The sequence below is a fragment of the Glycomyces amatae genome, from assembly GCF_020991375.1.
Lineage (GTDB): Bacteria > Actinomycetota > Actinomycetes > Mycobacteriales > Micromonosporaceae > Glycomyces > Glycomyces amatae.
On the sequence record NZ_JAJLQZ010000001.1, the window covers coordinates 340,837 to 359,359 of the forward strand.

13 protein-coding genes are annotated in these 18,523 nt (G+C 72.3%); 11 read left to right on the forward strand and 2 right to left on the reverse strand.

What is annotated here, in order from left to right:
* Nucleotides 1–81: 81 nt before the first annotated feature.
* From LO763_RS01660 to clpB, 3 genes are all read left to right on the forward strand, one after another.
* Nucleotides 82–5,019: a DNA repair ATPase gene (locus tag LO763_RS01660; RefSeq protein WP_230600108.1), complete on the forward strand. Its 4,938-nt coding sequence runs from the start codon at nucleotides 82–84 to the stop codon at nucleotides 5,017–5,019.
* 277 nt (nucleotides 5,020–5,296) lie between these two features.
* The gene (locus LO763_RS01665) at nucleotides 5,297–6,007 is read left to right on the forward strand and encodes a hypothetical protein (protein ID WP_230600109.1); all 711 of its coding nucleotides are present in this window, start codon (nucleotides 5,297–5,299) and stop codon (nucleotides 6,005–6,007) included.
* A gap of 325 nt (nucleotides 6,008–6,332) precedes the next feature.
* Entirely contained in the window at nucleotides 6,333–8,936 is a 2,604-nt protein-coding gene (gene clpB / locus LO763_RS01670) for an ATP-dependent chaperone ClpB (protein ID WP_304608766.1), read from the forward strand.
* Nucleotides 8,937–9,008: 72 nt separating this feature from the next.
* On the opposite strand, the gene LO763_RS01675 is transcribed toward clpB, so the two are convergent.
* Nucleotides 9,009–9,560, reverse strand: a complete 552-nt coding sequence (locus LO763_RS01675) for a GNAT family N-acetyltransferase (RefSeq protein WP_230600111.1) — start codon at nucleotides 9,558–9,560, stop codon at nucleotides 9,009–9,011.
* A 121-nt stretch (nucleotides 9,561–9,681) separates the two neighbouring features.
* On the opposite strand from LO763_RS01675, the gene LO763_RS01680 reads away from it, so the two are divergent.
* From LO763_RS01680 to LO763_RS01700, 5 genes are all read left to right on the forward strand, one after another.
* A complete protein-coding gene (locus LO763_RS01680) occupies nucleotides 9,682–10,911 on the forward strand; it encodes an ArsB/NhaD family transporter (RefSeq protein WP_230600112.1) in 1,230 nt (409 codons plus the stop codon).
* A gap of 81 nt (nucleotides 10,912–10,992) precedes the next feature.
* A complete protein-coding gene (locus LO763_RS01685; protein WP_230600113.1) occupies nucleotides 10,993–11,964 on the forward strand; it encodes a hypothetical protein in 972 nt (323 codons plus the stop codon).
* Nucleotides 11,965–11,982: 18 nt separating this feature from the next.
* Entirely contained in the window at nucleotides 11,983–12,786 is an 804-nt protein-coding gene (locus LO763_RS01690; protein WP_230600114.1) for a hypothetical protein, read from the forward strand.
* 22 nt (nucleotides 12,787–12,808) lie between these two features.
* A complete protein-coding gene (locus tag LO763_RS01695) occupies nucleotides 12,809–13,843 on the forward strand; it encodes a hypothetical protein (protein ID WP_230600115.1) in 1,035 nt (344 codons plus the stop codon).
* Nucleotides 13,844–13,881: 38 nt separating this feature from the next.
* On the forward strand, nucleotides 13,882–14,715 hold the full coding sequence (locus tag LO763_RS01700) for an MOSC domain-containing protein (protein ID WP_230600116.1): 834 nt from the start codon (nucleotides 13,882–13,884) through the stop codon (nucleotides 14,713–14,715).
* Nucleotides 14,716–14,748: 33 nt separating this feature from the next.
* On the opposite strand, the gene LO763_RS01705 is transcribed toward LO763_RS01700, so the two are convergent.
* Nucleotides 14,749–15,711, reverse strand: a complete 963-nt coding sequence (locus LO763_RS01705; RefSeq protein WP_230600117.1) for a DUF6528 family protein — start codon at nucleotides 15,709–15,711, stop codon at nucleotides 14,749–14,751.
* 226 nt (nucleotides 15,712–15,937) lie between these two features.
* Between LO763_RS01705 and LO763_RS01710 the strand changes: the two genes are divergently transcribed.
* From LO763_RS01710 to LO763_RS01720, 3 genes are all read left to right on the forward strand, one after another.
* Nucleotides 15,938–17,086: an erythromycin esterase family protein gene (locus LO763_RS01710; protein WP_230600118.1), complete on the forward strand. Its 1,149-nt coding sequence runs from the start codon at nucleotides 15,938–15,940 to the stop codon at nucleotides 17,084–17,086.
* A 67-nt stretch (nucleotides 17,087–17,153) separates the two neighbouring features.
* The gene (locus LO763_RS01715; RefSeq protein WP_230600119.1) at nucleotides 17,154–17,768 is read left to right on the forward strand and encodes a DUF4291 domain-containing protein; all 615 of its coding nucleotides are present in this window, start codon (nucleotides 17,154–17,156) and stop codon (nucleotides 17,766–17,768) included.
* Between the two features lie 265 nt (nucleotides 17,769–18,033).
* A complete protein-coding gene (locus LO763_RS01720; protein WP_230600120.1) occupies nucleotides 18,034–18,393 on the forward strand; it encodes an Rv3235 family protein in 360 nt (119 codons plus the stop codon).
* Nucleotides 18,394–18,523 lie beyond the last annotated feature (130 nt).

An 18,523-nucleotide genomic window follows, 5' to 3' on the forward strand; every position in this document is an offset into this window, starting at 1 on the left:
CCCCGCACCACCGCCCCGGCCGCGGCCCCGACCAGCGGCCGTCGATCCCCGAACCGCCCGCGAACGCCCCCGAGGGAACCCATGGCTGAAGAGAAGACCACCACCGACGAGGCCGCGCCGGCCTCCGCCCTCGACGCCGGCACCTACGAGGTCCTCTCGTCCCGCCTCGCCGACTACGCCGACGCGCTCGCCGACCGCGCCGAGTCCCTCAACGCCGCCCGCACCGGCGCCTTCGGCTCCTCCGAGCTGGCCCTCCTGGGCACCACGCGCATCCGCACCGCCAACAACTGCGTGCCCCGCGACATGGCCCGCGTCGGCGACCGGCTCCTGTTCGGCTACAACGTCCACATGGGCCTCAAGGCCCGCACCGACGTCGCCGACGTCTTCGCCCTCCACGACTTCTCCCGCGAGGACCTCGCGTTCACCGAGGTCGCCGAGCCCGGGCACCTCCTCGACGACGCGAAGTTCACCGCCGACTTCACCGAGATGTACCGGTACTACCGCTCCACCGAGCTCCTCCAGGTCCGCGAGGTCGACACGCGGCTCCTCGCCGTCTTCAAGATCGGCGACCAGCTCACCGACCAGCGGGTCCTGCGCTGGCAGACCGCCCCCGACGGCACCGCCGCGTACATCGACGCGCGCGGCGAGGCCGACGCGGTCTGGCCCGACCCGTACGACTTCGAGTGGACCGAGACCACCCGCGACGACCACGTCACCGGCCGCCACCCGCACGTGTCCATCGAGGACGAGATCTTCGTGGAGTGCCTCGGCGGCGACCTCACGATCAAGATCGAGGACAACACCGAGACCGGCGAGGGCGTCTACTCCGAGCCCGTGACCGAGCGGCTCCAGTCGCTCGCCGACGCCGAGATCGCCTACGCGCGCATCGGGCCGCTCATCCTCCTGCGGATCCTCCCGTACAAGGAGACCGTCACCCGCTACCTGGTCTACAACACGCGCACCGCCACGATCGTGCGCGCTGACGGGATCGGCGCCGCCTGCCGGCGCCTGCCCGAGGACCACGGCATCATCTTCCCCGGCGGCTTCTACCTCAACGAGGGGAAGCTCAAGACCTTCGACCAGGACACGACGGGCCTGCGCTTCAAGCGCGTCGTGCGCTCCCCCAACGGCGAGGACGTCCTCTACGTCTTCTACAACGAACCCGAGGGCCGCTCGCTCCTGCTGCCGTACAACGTCATCCGCAAAGAGGTCGCGGCGCCGATGAGCGTCCACGGCTACGCGGTCTTCGACGACGGCACCATGGCCGCCTTCCGCTTCACCGGCGATGAGGCCACCCGCGTCCACCCCGTCCAGGTCTGGTCGACCCCGTTCGTGTCCGAGGCGCACGCCGCCGCGGCCGAGACCGGCGACACGCCCATCCACCGGATCGGCAACGCCGAGGCCGTCCGCGCCGTCTCCGACGCCCTGTCGGTGGCCCGCATGGTCCGCGAGATGCAGCCCGCGCAGGCGGTCTTCGAGGCGCTCATCGCCGCCGCGACCCGCTGCCTGGACGACTACCCGTGGCTCGGCGACGAGGGCCTGTTCGCGCTCGACGAGACGCTGCGCCAGGTCAGGGACACCGCCGAGGCGGTCCTGGACGAGTACGCCACCGTGGCCGAGCTGACTGCCGAGGCCCGCAAGTCCCTGGAGCAGGCCCAGGCCGACACCGTCCGGCTGCTGCGCCGCGCCCGCGGCGAGGCCCCCAAGTCCGCCGAGGAGTGGGTCGGGCTGCTCACCGACCTGCGCGGCGCCGGCGGCCACCTCGTCACCCTGCGCGAGACCCGCTACATCGACCTGGAGGGCATCGACCGGCTCGCCGCCGACGTCACCGAGTCGCTCGACGCGACCGGCCGCCGCGCCGTCGCGTTCCTCGAGCGCGAGGACGCCTTCACCGCCTACTTCGAGCAGATCGCCGGCCTCGAGGGCAAGGCCGGGACCGTCGCCACGGTAGCGGAGTCGACCCCCATCCTCGAGGAGCTCGACGTCCGCCAGCGGGGCCTGGAGACCCTCACCGAGGTCGTCGCGTCCCTCGAGATCGGCGACGCCGTGGTCCGCACCCAGATCCTCGGGCGCGTCTCCGAGGTCCTCGCCGCCGTCAACCGCGCCCGCGCCACCCTCGCCGCGCGCCGCCGCGAACTCGCCGTCGGCGAAGGCAAGGCCGAGTTCGCGGCCGAGTTCGCGCTCCTCGGCCAGTCCGTGACCGCCGCGATCAGCGCCGCCGACACGCCCGCCGCGTGCGACGAGCAGCTCGGGCGGCTCCTGCTCACCGTCGAGAACCTCGAGACCCGCTTCGCCGACTTCGACCAGTTCCTGACCCGGCTGGCGGACAAGCGCACCGACGTCTACGAGGCGTTCTCCTCGCGCAAGCAGCACCTGCTCGACGAGGCCGCGCGCCGCGCCGAGCAGCTGGTGTCGTCCGCCGACCGCATCCTCCAGGCCGTCGCCCGCCGCACCGCCACGCTGTCCTCACTGGACGAGGTCAACACCTACTTCGCGACCGACCCGATGGTCGAGCGGCTGCGCAAAGTGGTCGCCGAGCTCCGCGGCCTGGACGACACCGTCCGCGCCGAGGAGATCGAGGGCCGCATCGCCGCCGCCCGCGCCGAGGCCGGGCGGGCCCTGACCGACCGGCTCGACCTCTTCGACGGCGACGCCGTCAAGTTCGGCGAGCACCGCATCCCCGTCAACACCCAGCCGCTCGACCTCACCCTCGTGCCCTCGGGCGAGGGGCTCGCGTTCTCGCTCACCGGCACCGACTACCGGCACGTCGTCGACGACCCCGCCTTCGCGAGCACCGAACCGTACTGGGCGCAGTTCCTGCCCTCGGAGAACCCCGAGGTCTACCGGTCCGAGCACCTGGCCGCCTCGCTCCTGGCCGAGCACGGGCCCGCGAAGCTCCTCGCCGCCGACCTGCCCGGGTTCGTCTCGGCGGCCGCCGCCGAACGCTACGACGAGGGGTACGAGCGCGGCGTCCACGACGCCGACGCCGCCGCGATCCTCGCCGAGGTCCTGCGCCTGCACACCGCCGCAGGGAACCTGCGCTTCACGCCCGCGTGCCGCGCCGCCGCCCGCCTGTACTGGGTCCACGGCGTCCCCAAGGAGGACCAGGCGCGCCTCGCCGCGCAGGCCCGGTCCCTCGCCCGGGTGCGCGAGACCTTCGGCCGCCCCGACGCCATGGCCGGCCTGGTCGCCGAGCTCGAGAACGGGCTCTCGCCGTTCCTCGAGGGCACCCGGCTGTCCCTCCACCACGGCTACCGGTTGGAGGCGCCCACCGAGCTCGCCGCCGCGTACCTCGCCGAGGAGCTCGCGGGCACCGGCGCGTTCGCCGCGTCCGGCCGCGCCCGCGACCTGCTGGCGGCCTTCGAACGCCGGATCGGGCCCGCGGCGAAGGCCGCGTTCGAGCAGGACCTGGGGGCCCTCGACGGCGACCTGCACTCGCAGTGGGGCCTGGCCTGGAACTGGCTCGACGCGTTCCTGCACGGCGACGAGGGCGACGGGCACGACAGCACCGCCTTCGACAGCACCGACCTGCCCGAGGCCCTCGCGATCCTCCTGGCCGACGCCGACTCGTACGACGTCACCGCCGAACTCGTCGGCCAGGTGACCGGCCTCCTCGGCACCCACCCGCGCATCGACGACCGGGTCCTGCCGCTGCGCCTGGACGAGTTCCTCACCCGCACCTCGCGCTTCCGCACCGGGACCCTCCCGGGCTACCGCGCCTACCAGCGCCGCCGCGCCGAGATCATCGAGGCGCACCGCTCCACCCTGCGCGTCGAGGAGTTCAAGCCCAAGACGATGGCCGGGTTCGTCCGCAACCAGCTCATCGACGACGTCTACCTGCCGCTCATCGGCTCGAACCTCGCCAAGCAGATCGGCGCCGGCTCGGGCGAGGGCCGCCGCACCGACCAGTCGGGCATGCTCATGCTCATCTCCCCGCCCGGCTACGGCAAGACCACCCTCATGGAGTACGTCGCCGACCGGCTCGGGATGCTCCTGGTCAAGGTGAACGGCCCGGCCCTGGGGCACGGCACCGTCTCGGTCGACCCGGCCGACGCGCCGAACGCGACCGCCCGCGCCGAGGTCGAGAAGATCAACTTCGCGCTCGAGGCCGGCAACAACGTCCTGCTGTACCTCGACGACATCCAGCACACCAACCCCGAGCTGCTCCAGAAGTTCATCTCGCTGTGCGACGCGCAGCGCAAGATGGAGGGCGTCTGGAACGGCCGCACCCGCACGTACGACCTGCGCGGGAAGCGCTTCGCGGTGTGCATGGCGGGGAACCCGTACACCGAGGCGGGCCAGAAGTTCCGCATCCCCGACATGCTCGCCAACCGCGCCGACGTGTGGAACCTCGGCGACGTCCTCTCCGGACGCGACCAGGTCTTCGCCCAGTCCTACATCGAGAACGCGCTCACCTCGAACAAGGTGACCGCGCCGCTGGCCTCGCGCGAGCGGGCCGACACGCAGCTGCTCATCCGCCTCGCGAACGACGACCCGACCGCCGACGCCGCGGCCCTGCGCCACCCGTACTCGGCCGGGGAGCTCGACCAGGTCCTGTCGGTGCTGCGCAAACTCGTCCACCTCCAGCGGACGGTGCTGGCCAACAACCTGGCCTACATCGCCTCGGCGGCGACCGACGACGCCTCGCGCACCGAGCCGCCGTTCCTCCTCCAGGGGTCCTACCGGAACATGAACCGGCTGACCGAGCGGGTCGTCCCGGTCATGAACGAGGAGGAGCTCGAGGCGGTCGTCGACGACCACTACGCGGGCGAGGCGCAGACGCTCGCGTCCGGCGCGGAGGCGAACCTGCTCAAACTCGCCGAGCTCCGCGGGCGCCTGAGCGAGGAGGAGGCGGCGCGCTGGGAGGCCGTGAAGGAGGGCTTCCGGCGCGAGCAGACCCTCGGCGGGTCGAGCGACGATCCAATGTCGAGAGCCGTCGGCGCCATCACCCTGCTCTCCGACCGCGTCGCCGGCATCGAGGCCGCCCTCCGGCAAAAGAGCGGCGTTCAGCCGAGTTAGGGCCTGTTGCCGAACTCCGCGGGGCGGAATCCGGCCCCTTGCCCCGCTCACTGCGTTGTCGGCGCTCCAGATACAACACCGGTATCTGGAGCGCCTTCCGCCTTGCGAGCGAACCAAGGGACTCGGATTCCACCACCCCGGGAGTTCGGCAACAGGCCCTAAAGCCTCTCCGCTCGACCGTCCCGACCTGATCACCCGGTACGCTTTTCAACAAAAGCTCGGCGCGTAGCCCGTAGTTGCCCCTACAGCCGCTAACCATCGAATAAGGGAGGTCCCCGTGCCGACGAAGACGGGAGACAAGATCAGGATCATCGTCTTGGGCACCGGCCCCGACGCCGAGACTGCTCGCGCGATCGCCGAGTCCGACGCCGATGTCGCGCTCGCCAAACAGTTCACCAAGACCGTGACCCACCTGGTCGTCGACGACACCGTCAAGCCCGCCGAGGCGCGCCTGAAGAAGGCCGAGGAGGCCGGCGTCCCGGTCCTCACCGTCGCCGAGTTCCGCGCCCTCCTCGTCGCCGGCGCCGAGGACGAGGTGGACCAGGCCGTCGAGGCGGAGCTCGAGGAGGCCCCGGCCGAGACCCCGGTCGCCGTGGTGGAGACCGACGTCGTCGACGAGACGCCCGACGCCGGACCGGCGGCGGTCGAGGAGACGGCGGCCGCGACGGAGCCGGTCCAGGAGCCCGACCCGATCGCCGACCCCGAGCCCCACGACTCCGAGGAGCCCGTGTCGCACGAGAAGCCGGCCCCCGCCGAGCCGGTCTCGGCGAGCGAGCCCACGCCCGCCGAGGAGCCCGAGCCGGCGAAGGACGACGCGCCGGTCGCCGAGGCGATCGACGAGCCCGAGGCGGCGGCCGCCGACCCCGACAAGGCGGTCCCGTCGCAGGCCGACGCGCCCGCGATCGAGAACGAGGCGAAGTCCGGCGCGAAGCCGGGCCTGTTCGCGAAGATCAAGTCGATCTTCAACGTGAGCGGCAGCCGCAAGTAACCGCGAGCGGCAAGGCGAAAGCCCCGAGCCCTGCGGGCTCGGGGCTTTACGCTGCCTGTAGAACGGCCGCTCGAATCCCGAACCCGCTGATTAAGAGTCGGCTGGACTGAGAGTTGAGTCCAGGGCCGGCGACCGCGGGGCCGGGTTCGCTCAGGGCGAACGCTTATAAATTCGTCGTAAAAACTTGAGTCGTCTAGACTCAACTTGGCGGTCCGGACCGGGGCCGCCGCCGCGCGGACCGCCGCGACCGACCGCCGGCGGCGCACCGGACCGGGCACCGAGCCGACACCGAGCAGACTTCGACGAGATGAAGGGCACCACGTCCATGGACGTCAACCGCTTGACCACCAAGAGCCGTGAGGTCATCTCCCAGGCCGCGCGCACCGCCGCGGCGGGCGGCAACCCCGCGGTCGAACCCTGGCACCTGCTCGACGCGCTCCTCACCGTCGACGGCTCCACCGCGCCCGGCCTGCTCCAGCTCGTCGGCGTCACCCCCGGCACCGTCTCGGCCGAGACCGAGCGCCGCATCGAGGAGCTCCCGTCCGCGTCCGGGCCCTCGGTCTCCGAGCCGTCCATGGCCCGGGAGTCCCTGCGCGCCATCAACGCCGCCGACAAGGTCGCCACCGACTACGGCGACGAGTACGTCTCCACCGAGCACCTCCTCACCGGCCTCGCCCAGGCGGGCGGCGACGTCGGCGCCCACCTCGCCGGGCTCGGCGCCACCGACAAGAAGCTCATCAGCGCCTTCCCGACCCTCCGCGGCGGCGACCGCAAGATCTCCTCCGCCGACCCCGAGGAGGGGTACAAGGCCCTGGAGAAGTACGGCGTCGACCTCACCGAGACCGCCCGCTCGGGCAAAGTGGACCCCGTCATCGGCCGCGACACCGAGATCCGCCGGGTCGTCCAGGTCCTGTCGCGCCGCACCAAGAACAACCCGGTGCTCATCGGCGAGCCGGGCGTCGGCAAGACCGCGATCGTCGAGGGCCTCGCGCAGCGCATCGTCGCCGGGGACGTCCCCGAGTCCCTGCGCGACCGCCGCGTCATCCTCCTCGACCTCGCCAGCATGATCGCCGGGGCCCAGTACCGCGGCCAGTTCGAGGAGCGCTTCAAGTCCGTCATGGAGGAGATCAAGTCCTCCGACGGCGAGATCATCCCGTTCATCGACGAGCTGCACACCATGGTCGGCGCGGGCAAGTCCGAGGGCTCGCTCGACGCGTCCAACATGCTCAAGCCGGCGCTCGCGCGCGGCGAGCTCCACATGATCGGCGCGACCACGCTCAACGAGTACCGCGAGCACATCGAGAAGGACGCCGCGCTGGAGCGCCGCTTCCAGCAGGTCTACGTCGGCGAGCCCACCATCGAGGACACCGTCGCGATCCTGCGCGGCCTCAAGGAGCGCTACGAGGTGCACCACGGCGTGCGCATCACCGACTCCGCGCTGGTCGCCGCCGCGCAGCTGTCGGCCCGGTACATCCAGGACCGCCAGCTCCCCGACAAGGCCATCGACCTCGTCGACGAGGCCGCCAGCCGCCTGCGCATCGAGATCGACTCGCGCCCCGAGGAGATCGACCAGGTCGAGCGGGCCGTGCGCCGCCTGGAGATCGAGGAGACCGCGCTCCAGAACGAGACCGACGACCCGGCCTCCGCCGAGCGCCTGGCGTCCCTCCAGCGGGAGCTCGCCGACCAGCGCGAGCGCCTGGCCGCGCTGTCGCGCCAGTGGGAGTCGGAGAAGGGCCGCATCTCGAAGGTCTCCGACATCAAGGAGGAGCTGGACGACCTCAAGACCCAGGCCGAGCGCGCCGAGCGCGAGTACGACCTCGAGAAGGCCGCGCAGCTGCGCTACGGGCGCATCCCCGAGCTCGAGCAGCAGCTCGCCGAGGCCGAGACCGAGCTCGAGAGCGCCGACACCGACCCGGCCCACCAGCCGATGCTGAAGGAGGAGATCGACGCCGACGAGATCGCGGACGTCGTCTCGGCCTGGACCGGCATCCCGGCCGGGCGGCTCCAGGAGTCCGAGACGCACAAGCTGCTCCACGCCGAGGAGGTCCTGGGCGACCGCGTCGTGGGCCAGCTCGAGGCGGTCACGGTCGTCGCCGACGCGCTCCGCCGCGCGAGGGCCGGGCTCTCCGACCCCAACCGGCCCACCGGGTCGTTCATCTTCGCGGGCCCCACGGGCGTCGGCAAGACCGAGCTCGCCAAGGCCCTGGCCGAGTTCATGTTCGACGACGACCGGGCGATGATCCGCATCGACATGGGGGAGTACACCGAGCAGCACTCCACGGCGCGCCTCATCGGCGCCCCGCCCGGATACGTGGGGTACGAGGAGGGCGGCCAGCTCACCGAGCCGGTCCGCCGCCGCCCGTACTCGGTGGTCCTCCTCGACGAGGTCGAGAAGGCGCACCCGAGGGTCTTCGACACGCTCCTCCAGGTGCTGGACGACGGCCGCCTCACGGACGGGCAGGGCCGCACGGTCGACTTCCGCAACGTCATCCTGATCATGACCTCGAACCTCGGCTCCTCGGCCCTGGTCGACCCGCTCCTGGAGGACACGGCGAAGCGCGACCAGGTGCTGGCGGCGATCCGCAGCCACTTCAAGCCGGAGTTCCTCAACCGCCTGGACGACATCGTCATCTTCCACGCGCTGGAGCACGAGCACCTGAAGTCGATCGTGGACGTGCAGCTGCGCCACCTCGAGCGCCGGATGGAGACCCGCCGCCTGCGGCTGGACGTGAACGACTCGGCGAAGTCGTGGCTGGCCGACCGGGGCTTCGACCCGGTCTACGGCGCGCGGCCGCTGCGCCGCCTGATCCAGTCCTCGATCGGCGACCCGCTCTCCAGGGAGATCCTGGAAGGCAAGATCGTCGACGGCGACACGGTGGAAGTGGGCACCAGCGACCAGGGCGACAAGCTCACCGTCACCAAGGGCTGAACCCGGCCGCGGGACGCGAGAGGGACGGCGGCGATGCCGCCGTCCCGCCGCGATGTGCTCCGCCCCAGCGGGTCACGAGCGCGGTTCCGGCGGCTGGAGCTCGCGGCGCATCTGCACGCAGGTCGTCTCGTAGCGCCTGATCCGGCCGTCGGGGAGCTGCTGGTCCCAGCCGTCGGGGACCGTGCCGTAGGCGGTGTAGCCGAGCCGTTCGTAGAAGGCGCGGTTCCCCGCCTCGTGCTGCTCGTAGCGCAGTTCGGCGCGGAAGCGGCCGCGTCCGCGGGCGCGATCCTCGAGCGCGGCGACCAAGAGCGTGCCGATGCCGCAGCGTTGCAGCAGCGGGTGCACGGCCAGCTGCCACAGGTAGCCGGCGTCGGTGAAGAGGGTGAAGTCGACCCCGCCGATCGCGACCGGAGGGCCCGAGGGCGTGCAGAGGGCCAGATAGTCGATATCGCCGATCTCGGCCCGGACCAGTTCACCGGCCACGGCCGCCAGGTGGAGCGGTCCGCCCGACCACTCGCAGTCGGCCAGGTCGTCACGGGTCAGGTCGCGGACGGTGAGCGGCACCGTCACCGCGCCGTGCGCGACCCCGGGGCCGCCGGACGGGTGCCGTCGCTGTTGGTTCATACAGTGAGCCTGCCGGTGCCAGGGACGGCAGCGCAACCTCTTCTTCCCGCTCGCCTCGCCCGCGTCGTGATCTGATCGCTCATCGTGGCCGCGGCCCCCGCCCGTCCCTACCATTGGGCCGGTGACAAGAACCGCGCCCGCCACCAGGGCCTTCCGCCTCGACTGGGCGGACCTCACCGGGCTCGGCATCCTCGCCGCCGGGCTCCTCTGCTGGGCCGCCGGCGCCCTCCCCACCGGCGAAGCCCTCGCCGGCCTCGCCCGCGTCGCCCCGCTCGTGCTCTTCCTCGGCACGGTCATGGTCATGGTCGCGATCGTCCAGGCCTCCCAGCTCTTCGACGCCGCCGCGCTCGCCCTCGCCCGCCTCGGCCGCGGCAGCCACGCCGCCCTCTTCGCCTGCTGCTTCCTCCTCGCCGCCGCCACCACGATCCTCCTCAACCTCGACACCACGATCGTCCTGCTCACCCCCGTCATGCTCGCCCTCGCCGCCGCCACCCGCGCCCCCGCGCTCGCCCTCGCGACGACCACCGTCTGGCTCGCCAACACCGCCAGCCTCCTCCTGCCCGTCTCGAACCTGACGAACCTCCTCGCCGCCGACCGCATCGGTCTCGACGTCCCCGGCTTCGCCGCGCGCATGTGGGCACCCCAGCTGGCGGTCCTCGCCGCGACCGCCCTGTGCCTGTGGCTCGCCTTCTGGCGGCGCCGCCACCGCGAACTCGACCGCTACCTGGTCCCCGCCGCGCCACCGCGGATCGCCGACCGCCGCCTCTTCTGGACCGCCGCGGCCGTCTGCGCCGGGTTCGTCGCCGCCGTCGTCGCCGAGGTCCCCCTCCAGATCGCCTCGACCGCCGCCGCGGCCGTCCTCATCGCCCACTGCCTGCGCCGCCGCCGCGACCTCCTGTCCTGGGAGCTCATTCCCTGGCGCCTCCTCGTGCTCACCGCCGGACTGTTCCTCCTGGTCCCGACCCTCATGCGCCACGGCGGCGACGCGGCCGTCGCGCTCCTCACCGGCCCCGCGGACGGCGACGCGGGCGTCTTCCGCGCCGGCCTCGCGGGCGCGGCCCTGTCGAACCTCGTCAACAACCTGCCCGCCTACGCCGCGGTCGAGTCGGTCGTCCCGCCCGGCAGGCCCGATGTGCTCCTCGGCCTCCTCATCGGCACCAACGTCGGCCCGCTCGTCACGCCGTGGGCGTCGATGGCGACGCTGCTGTGGTTCGACCTCGTCTCCGGGCGCAGGCCCGGCGTCCCCGGCGAGCAGCGCCTCCGCGTGCCGCTCGGCAGGTTCGCCGCCACCGGCGCGGTCCTCGCCGCGGTCGCGACCGCCGCCGGCCTCGCGGCCCTCGTGTGGCTCTGACAGACGGGCGCCGCGTACCACTATGGAATGAATATTCGCGGTTCCGGAGCACGGACCGGCACCATTGGTCATAGTCCTCACATGGCCGATTCAGCGACTCCGGGCCTCACCCGCCGCACCCTCCTCACCGGTGCGGCCGCCCTCCTCGCCGCCGCGGCGGCGGGCACCGCCGCGCCGCGCCCGGCCCGCGCGGCGGCCCTCCCGCAGATCCGCGCGGCCGCCTCCGGCTGGACCGGCCGCGACGGCGAGCTGCTCGTCCTCACCGCCGACCCCGTGACCGAGACCGACTACGCGCTCCACCTCCTCGAAGCGGCCGGACCGGACGCGCCCGCCGAACTCGGCCCGCCGCTCCCGATCCCCCTCCCCGCCGCGTTCCACCCGCACTCGATGGCCGCCCGCGGCGCCGCCCTGTGGGTCACCGGGACGGCCGAGCTCGACCACGACCGCGCCCGGCCCGCCCTCGTCCGCATCGAGGACGGCGCGGCCGCCTACACGACCCTCCCCGTCCCGCAGGAGATCCGGTCGGGCATCGCCACCGGCGTCGCGACCTTCGGCGCCACCGGCCTCGCCGTCGTCCTCGAAGGCTGCTCCGACCCGCACTCGGCGGTCGTCACCCGCAGCCACCTGGCGGTCAGCCCCGACGGCGGCCGCACCTGGACGCAGCAGCGCCTCGCCTCGGGGCTCGGCGAAGGCTTCGGCACCGTCCTGACCGGGACCGACCGCGGCCTGTTCGCGGCCACCGCCGACCGGGACGGCGCGCAGACCGTCCACACCGGCGCACCCGGCGCCCGCCTCGGGGCCGTCCCCGCGGTCGCCGGCGCCGGCCGGCCCATGGCCGCGGTCACCGAGGCCGACGGCGTCAGCGTCTTCAGCGACCGCGACGGCACCGTCGCCCGCGCCCGCTACACCGCCGACGGCGCGCCGCTCGGCGCCGCGGACGAGGAGCGCGCCGCCGAGTGCGCCTGCGCCGGCGAGGTCTTCGCGGTGCCCGGCAGCCCCGGCCGGTGGCTGGAGACCGACGGCACCACCATCCACATCAGAGGAAACCGGTGACGCGAGACAGGAGGAGCGATGGCATTCCCCAGCAGCAGCAAGGCGTTCGCGAGCTCGGCCTGCGGCTACCCCGACATCACCCGCGACTGGCTCCACCAGCGCGAGCTGAAGATGCGCTACCGCACCGCGTTCAACGGCGAGGGCTACGGCGTCCACCCGTCCACCACCTCCTTCACCATGCACGAGGAGACGCACACCCAGGCCGGGAAGGTCATCCGCGACCTGCACGCCCTCGGCCGGGACTACGCCCGCAGCGACGGCCCGTGGACCTACCGGTGGACCGGCATCGCCGGGACGAAGGTCTGCAAGCCCGGCTACCACCGCTACGGCGCCGCCATCGACTTCACCAGGTTCGACTGGGGCTCGGGCCGCTACATGGACACGGCCGTCCACGGCGAGGAGCGCCGCCGCTACCTGCGCCGCCGCTACCTCGCGGTGATCGCCACCTGCCGCAAGCACTTCGGGACGGTCCTGCACTGCCACAACGACCCCGACGGCTCCCACTGGAACCACATCCACGCCGACCGGGGCCGCCAGGCCGTCGCCATGAACTGGGGCTACCAGACCGACACGACCATCATTCAATGGGCCGCAAGGGATCTGGCCGGGATGGAGGACATGGCGATCGACGGCGACTTCGGCCCGCAGACCACCAAGGGCTACAAGCTGCTGCGCGAGCGCTTCGGCGCCGAGGACGTCGACCCCACCTCCTCGCCCACCGCGAGCAGGCTCTGGCTCGACCTCATCGGCCGCCACGGCATGGCCGACGAGGACGCCGGGGCCTTCCGCGCCGGCGAGAGCGCCGCGGCCGCGGCGCGGTAGCCGCGATCAGAAGGAGGACGACATGGCCGAGTACGAGCACCGCCGACGCTGGATCGCCGCCGCGACGGCGGTCGTGATCGCGGGCGCCTCGGCCGCGTGCGACCTCGACGGCGCCTCGAGCAGCAGCGCCGACGCCGAGGCGGGCGTGTTCTACGGCCTCGGCGACGACCACCGGCTCTACCGCTGGGACCCCGGCGCCGAGGGCGGCGGCCCCGAGGCCGTCCTCGACCTCGGCGGCGTCTGGGAGCAGGAGGGCGACGTCGGCACGGTCCTGCGCGCCTCGCTGAGCGTCGACCCCCGGCAGCGGTACGCCGCCTGGATCGCGGGCGGGAGCACCGACGCGGTCCTGAACTTCGGCGACCTGGAGACCGGCGAGGTCACGACCGCCGTCGAGTACCCCGTCGACCACGTCTGCATCGACCCGGCCTGGCTCGGCGACGGCTCCGCGCTCCTGGTCCACCGGGCCGCCGTCTGGGGCGAGGCCCCGGAGGGCGGCGACGCGACGCCGCTGCCGGTCGAGTCCTGGGGCGACACGGAGTGGTACTCGCCCGGGACCGGAGCACTGCCGGCCACGGTGGACCTGGACACCCGCGGGTGCCGCGTGCGCTGGTACACCGCCGAGGACGGCACCGCCCAGGCGCTCTACCACAACCCCGAGGTCACCGAGCTGTACCGCGTCGACGCCTCCGGGGAGATCCTGGAGACCATCCCGGCGTCGAGCCTCCAGGGCACCGAACCGCATCTCATCGGCATGGTCGGCGTCGACCCCACGGGCCGGTACGCGTGCCTGGTCGACGACTACGGCCCCTACGGGGCCGCCAAGGGCGGCTTCACGATGCGCGCCGAGTCCGGGACCCGCGTCGTCGACCTCGAGAACGGCGAGGCCGTCGGCGCGGGGGACGACGGGTGCGTTTCGGTCCACGAGGCGGGCTACCTCTCCCGGGACGGCGCGTCGGTCGCGTTCACCGGGTACGGGGGCGAGCGGCAGTGGTCGACCGAGCTGCCGGGGACGATCGCCGAGTCGCCCGTCCTGTTCTACATGCCGAACGACTCGTAGCAGGCGACGGTCCGCCCCGGCGGCATAGGATGGCTGCCGTGAACCGCGTCCTGGGCCTGCGCCGCTACCCGCTCAAATCCGCCGCCGCCGAGCACCCCGCCGAAGCCGTGCTCGGCAGGCACGGCCTCGACGGCGACCGCACCTGGGTGTGCCTCGACGCCGACGGCACCATCGGCAGCGCCAAGCAGCCCCGCCTGTGGGGCCGCCTCCTCGACGTCGCCGTCGAATACGAACCGGCCCAAGGAGGCTCGGGAGAGCGCACCACCCTCACCGTCCCCGGAGGCGCACCCGCCGAAGCGGGCACCCCGGAAGCGGACGCGGCCGTCTCGGACTGGCTCGGCCGCCCGGTCCGGGTCGCCCGCACCGCTCCCGGGCGGCTGCAACGACACCACTGGTGGCCCGACGAGCCGGGCATGATCCCCGAATGGTCCGCCGGGGTCGAACCCGGCGGCGACGACCTGGTCGACGCCCGCCCCAGCGACGACGGGCGCTTCTTCGACTTCGGCCCGCTCCACCTCGTCACCGCCGGCGCCCTCGAGCGCCTCGGCGCCGAGCACGGCGAAGCGGTCGACCCGATCCGCTTCCGCCCCAACCTGATCCTCGACCTGCCCGCCGATCCCGAACCGGGGCAGCAGATCACGGTGGGGCCCGACGTCGTCCTCCAGGCGGTCGTCCCCACGCCGCGCTGCGTCATCCCGTCCCTCGCCCACGGCGGGGCCCGCGCGGACCGCGGCCTCCTCAAGACCCTCGCCGGGCACCACCGCATCGACGTCCCGGGCTTCGGGCGCGCCACCTGCTTCGGCTTCTACGCCGACGTCGTCGAGACCGGCACGGTCAAGGCCGGCGACGAGATCCGGGTCCGCGCGGCCTGATCGGCCCGGGCGGTGCCCGGGCCGGCGGCTCGTCTAGTTGTAAGCGGTCGTGTAGTAGCGGGCCTTGTAGAACTCGGCGCCCGAGCGCGTTCGGTCCGCCGACTGCGAGAACACCAGGGTGGGGGTGCCCCAGTCGCGCGAGCCGGCGTTGTCGCCGCGCAGGTAGAAGTACTCGCCCGTGCGCATCTTCACGTACGACTTGATGCGGGTCGTGGTGTGCATCGTGGTCTTCGCCAGTGTCGACTTGTCGATCGAGTACACGCCGTACGAGTCGGAGACCAGGAGCCGCGACGAGTTCGAGTAGTCCGCCTGGAGGTCGTGGCCGAGGCCCGACAGGGCCACCTTCTTGCCAGTGGCCTTGAGCCGCGTGTTCCGGTAGGTGCCCGAGACCGAGTAGGCCTGCACGACCTTGTTCCCGCAGGCCCACAGCAGCTGGTTGTTCGGGTCCCAGACGACGCCGTGGGCGCCCGCGAGCGAGACCGTCTGGACCGCCTTCAGCGTCGAGGGGTCCGAGATCCTGGTGGGCCCGTAGACCGTCAGGTAGCCGCCCGACGAGGCCGAGACGAACGCGCCGATGTTCGGGATGCGCTCCAGCGCATGCGGGTTCCCGCCGGGGGAGGCGCTCCACAGCACGTCGTTGAGCTCCTGGTCGAGCTCGGTGGTGATGTTCCAGATCCCGACCTTCCCGCCCGAGGCCGCGGCCAGGCCGATCGCGCCGAACTGGGCGGTGTCGCGGATGCGGCAGTCGGACAGGTTGTACCAGCCGCCGGTGCCGGGGCTCCACGTCTTGTACGCGTTCGCGTTCGAGAACGACTTGTCCTTGTCGAACACGAACACCTTGTTGGCGACCTGCTCGGTGACCATCACCCTGAAATTGGCCGTGTCGGCCGAGGCGACACCGGCCCCGACGGCCCCGGCGGCGGCCAGGGGCGCACCGATGGCGACGGCGCGGAGGAGGTTGCGCCGGTTCATGCTCGACTGCTTGCGCTCGTTCAAGGAAGACTCCTCTTGGGGGTAGGGAGCGTCCGGGCCCGGTCCGGGCCGCGAACCACTCCCAGTGTGCCGCAACCCGACCAATCCCGAAAGACCGCCACAACCCGCCCACCCGCAGGCGTCGCCCCGCCACGTTCCGGAGGGGGCCGGTCGCGTGACAGATGCCGCCCCAGTCGATCCCTCCGTAGCGTGAGGTGCGGAAACACCGCTACGAGACGGAGGAACCCGCATGAGCACCGCACACGACTGGATCCGCGACCACGCGCGGCCCTGGGACGACCTCCAGCCGGTCGTCGCCGCCGCGAAGACCGCCACGGTGGTCGCCATCGGCGAGAACACCCGCGAGTCCGCCGAGATCGACCGCCACCGCGTCGCCGTGGTCAAGGCCCTCGTCGAGGAGGCCGGCTACCGGGTGATCGTGTTCCCCGACAGCGCGAACGTCGCCGAGCGCATGGACGACTACGTCCACGGCCGCCGCGACGACCTCCACGACGTCGTCCGCACCGCCTGGCGTCCGAACCGCACCGAGGCCAACGCCGACCTGCTCGCATGGGTCCGCGCCTTCAACGAGCGGCACGCCGAGACCGTCCGCGTCGTCGGCAACGGCCCCCGGGCGGCCGAACCGGCCGACTACGACCGCGTCCTCGAGTCCGCCGCCCAGGACCCCGACGCCGTCGCCGCCCTCCGTGAACGCTACGACGTCATCCGCACCGCGCACGAGGTCAACGAGCACATTCAGATCCACCACGGCACCCACCCGGGCCGCCCGTTCGCCGAACTCGCGCAGGAAGCCCTCGACATCGTCCGCGCCCTCCCCGAGCCCGACCCGGAGGCCGTCGGTCTCGCCGAGGACATCCACGGCTTCCACGCCAACGCGATCGCCGCCCGGCCCGACTTCGCCGCGGTGGGCAGGGGCATCGCCGACCGGATCGTCGCCGCTCACGAAGCGGCCGGGAGGAAGGTCGTCTACTTCGACGGGTTCGCCCTCACCGGCGTCCTCTCAGGAGCGGAGGTCGCGGTCAGTCCCGGCAAGCGCTTCGCGACCGCCGGTTGGCTGCTGCGCGAGCGGTTCGGCGACGCCTATGTCTCGGTGCTCCTGGCCTTCGGCCACGGCACCATCCGCGGCGGCCTCGTCATCCCCGAAGCGGCCGAAGGCCATCTGGAGCGGGACCTCCTCGACAGCGGTGTCGACGCGGCGCTGCTCCCGCTCGAGGACGGCAGCTGGCCGAACGGCGCCCGCAAACTGCGGATCGTCGCCGGGGTCTACGACCCGGCCGAGGACGGCAGGCACGCCCTCGACCTCCCCTCGCTCCGGGATGCCGCGGACTTCCTCGGCTTCACCAGGGCGATCACCGAGACTCGGATGCTCGAGTCCTGAACCCCCCCGGCCGGACTCGCCGAAATAGCGTTTGCGTCGGCCGCCGCGAGCTGTCAGCATCCGGGGCATGGAAACCCCTCAGACGCCGATGCGGCAGATCCGGGCCCGCTTCGACGCCGACACGATCACCGTCTACCAGGCGTACGACCCCGCCGTCGCCGAGCCGGCGCTCGCCGCCCAGACCTTCGTCCCGCCGTTCAAGCGCGGACGCATGACCTGGATCAAGCCCTCGTTCCTGTGGATGATGCACCGCTGCGGCTGGGCCGCCAAGCCCGGCCAGACCAGGGTCCTCGCCGTCGACATCACCCGCGAGGGCTTCGCATGGGCGCTGGCGCACTCGTGCGGCAGCACACCGGCCTCCGGTGAAGCGTACGAGGCCTGGCAGGCGCGGATGGCCGCGTCCCCGGTCCGCGTCCAATGGGACCCCGAACGCGACCTGCGCCTGAACCGACTCGACCACCGCTCGATCCAGATCGGCCTCTCCGGCGAAGCGGTCGGCCGCTACACGGGCGAATGGATCACCGGCATCGCCGACGCCACCGATCGGGCCCGGACGATCGAAACCCACCTTGCGAACGGCGACATCGCGGCAGCCCGGGAACTGCTGCCGGACGAAGCGCCGTACCCGTTGGAAGCGGCCCTCGCGGTTCGCATAGGCGCTGCGCAACCGTCCGAAAAGTGAGGCCGCGATCCGTCCTGGCCCGTGACACGCCATGGGCGACATGCCAAGTCGATTTTCCTGATTTTTGTAGGGTTCCGCCGTTTGGGAATCTTACTGCTGTGCTCATGTCGCTTACGAGGGCGAATCCTGCGGGCGGCACTCGTCGGGAGTCCACAATCATCACACTCCGCACCCCCCATGATCACTTTCGGTGCCGTTGACTTCACCGAACGTCGCCAATAGATTCCTCCTCGAACCGAGCCCACATCGGTTAAAGGAGGAACTCATGAACTGCCGCAAGGACATCACCGCCCGCATCTCGCCCCGGCAAGCCGTCTCCTACTCCGCCTTCTTCCTGAACGTCCTGACCGGGCGCAAGCCCGCCGCCGACGCCCGCCTGCTGGCCACCGACAACGGCTGGGCGGCCTTCACCAGAGTCCGCCGCCGCGTACCGACCCGCTTCAGGCAGGTCCGCGTGGCCCGGGCCTTCTGCCCCAACCCGGACACCGCCGAGATCGTCGCCATGGTCGAGAACGGCACCGGCCACCAGGCCATGACCCTGACCTTCCGCACCACGCCCCACGGCTGGCGCCTCGACCACTGCGACCTCATCCACGCCAACACCCGCCCACGGCACCGCCTGTAAGGCGCCCGACCGCACGGTGAGGGCCGCCGAGCACTGAGCTCGGCGGCCCTCGCCTGCGCGCGTCCTCGGCCCCTTGCGATCCCGAGCGGGTGAGTCGGCTCCGAACAAGGCCGCGACACGGCATATCCTG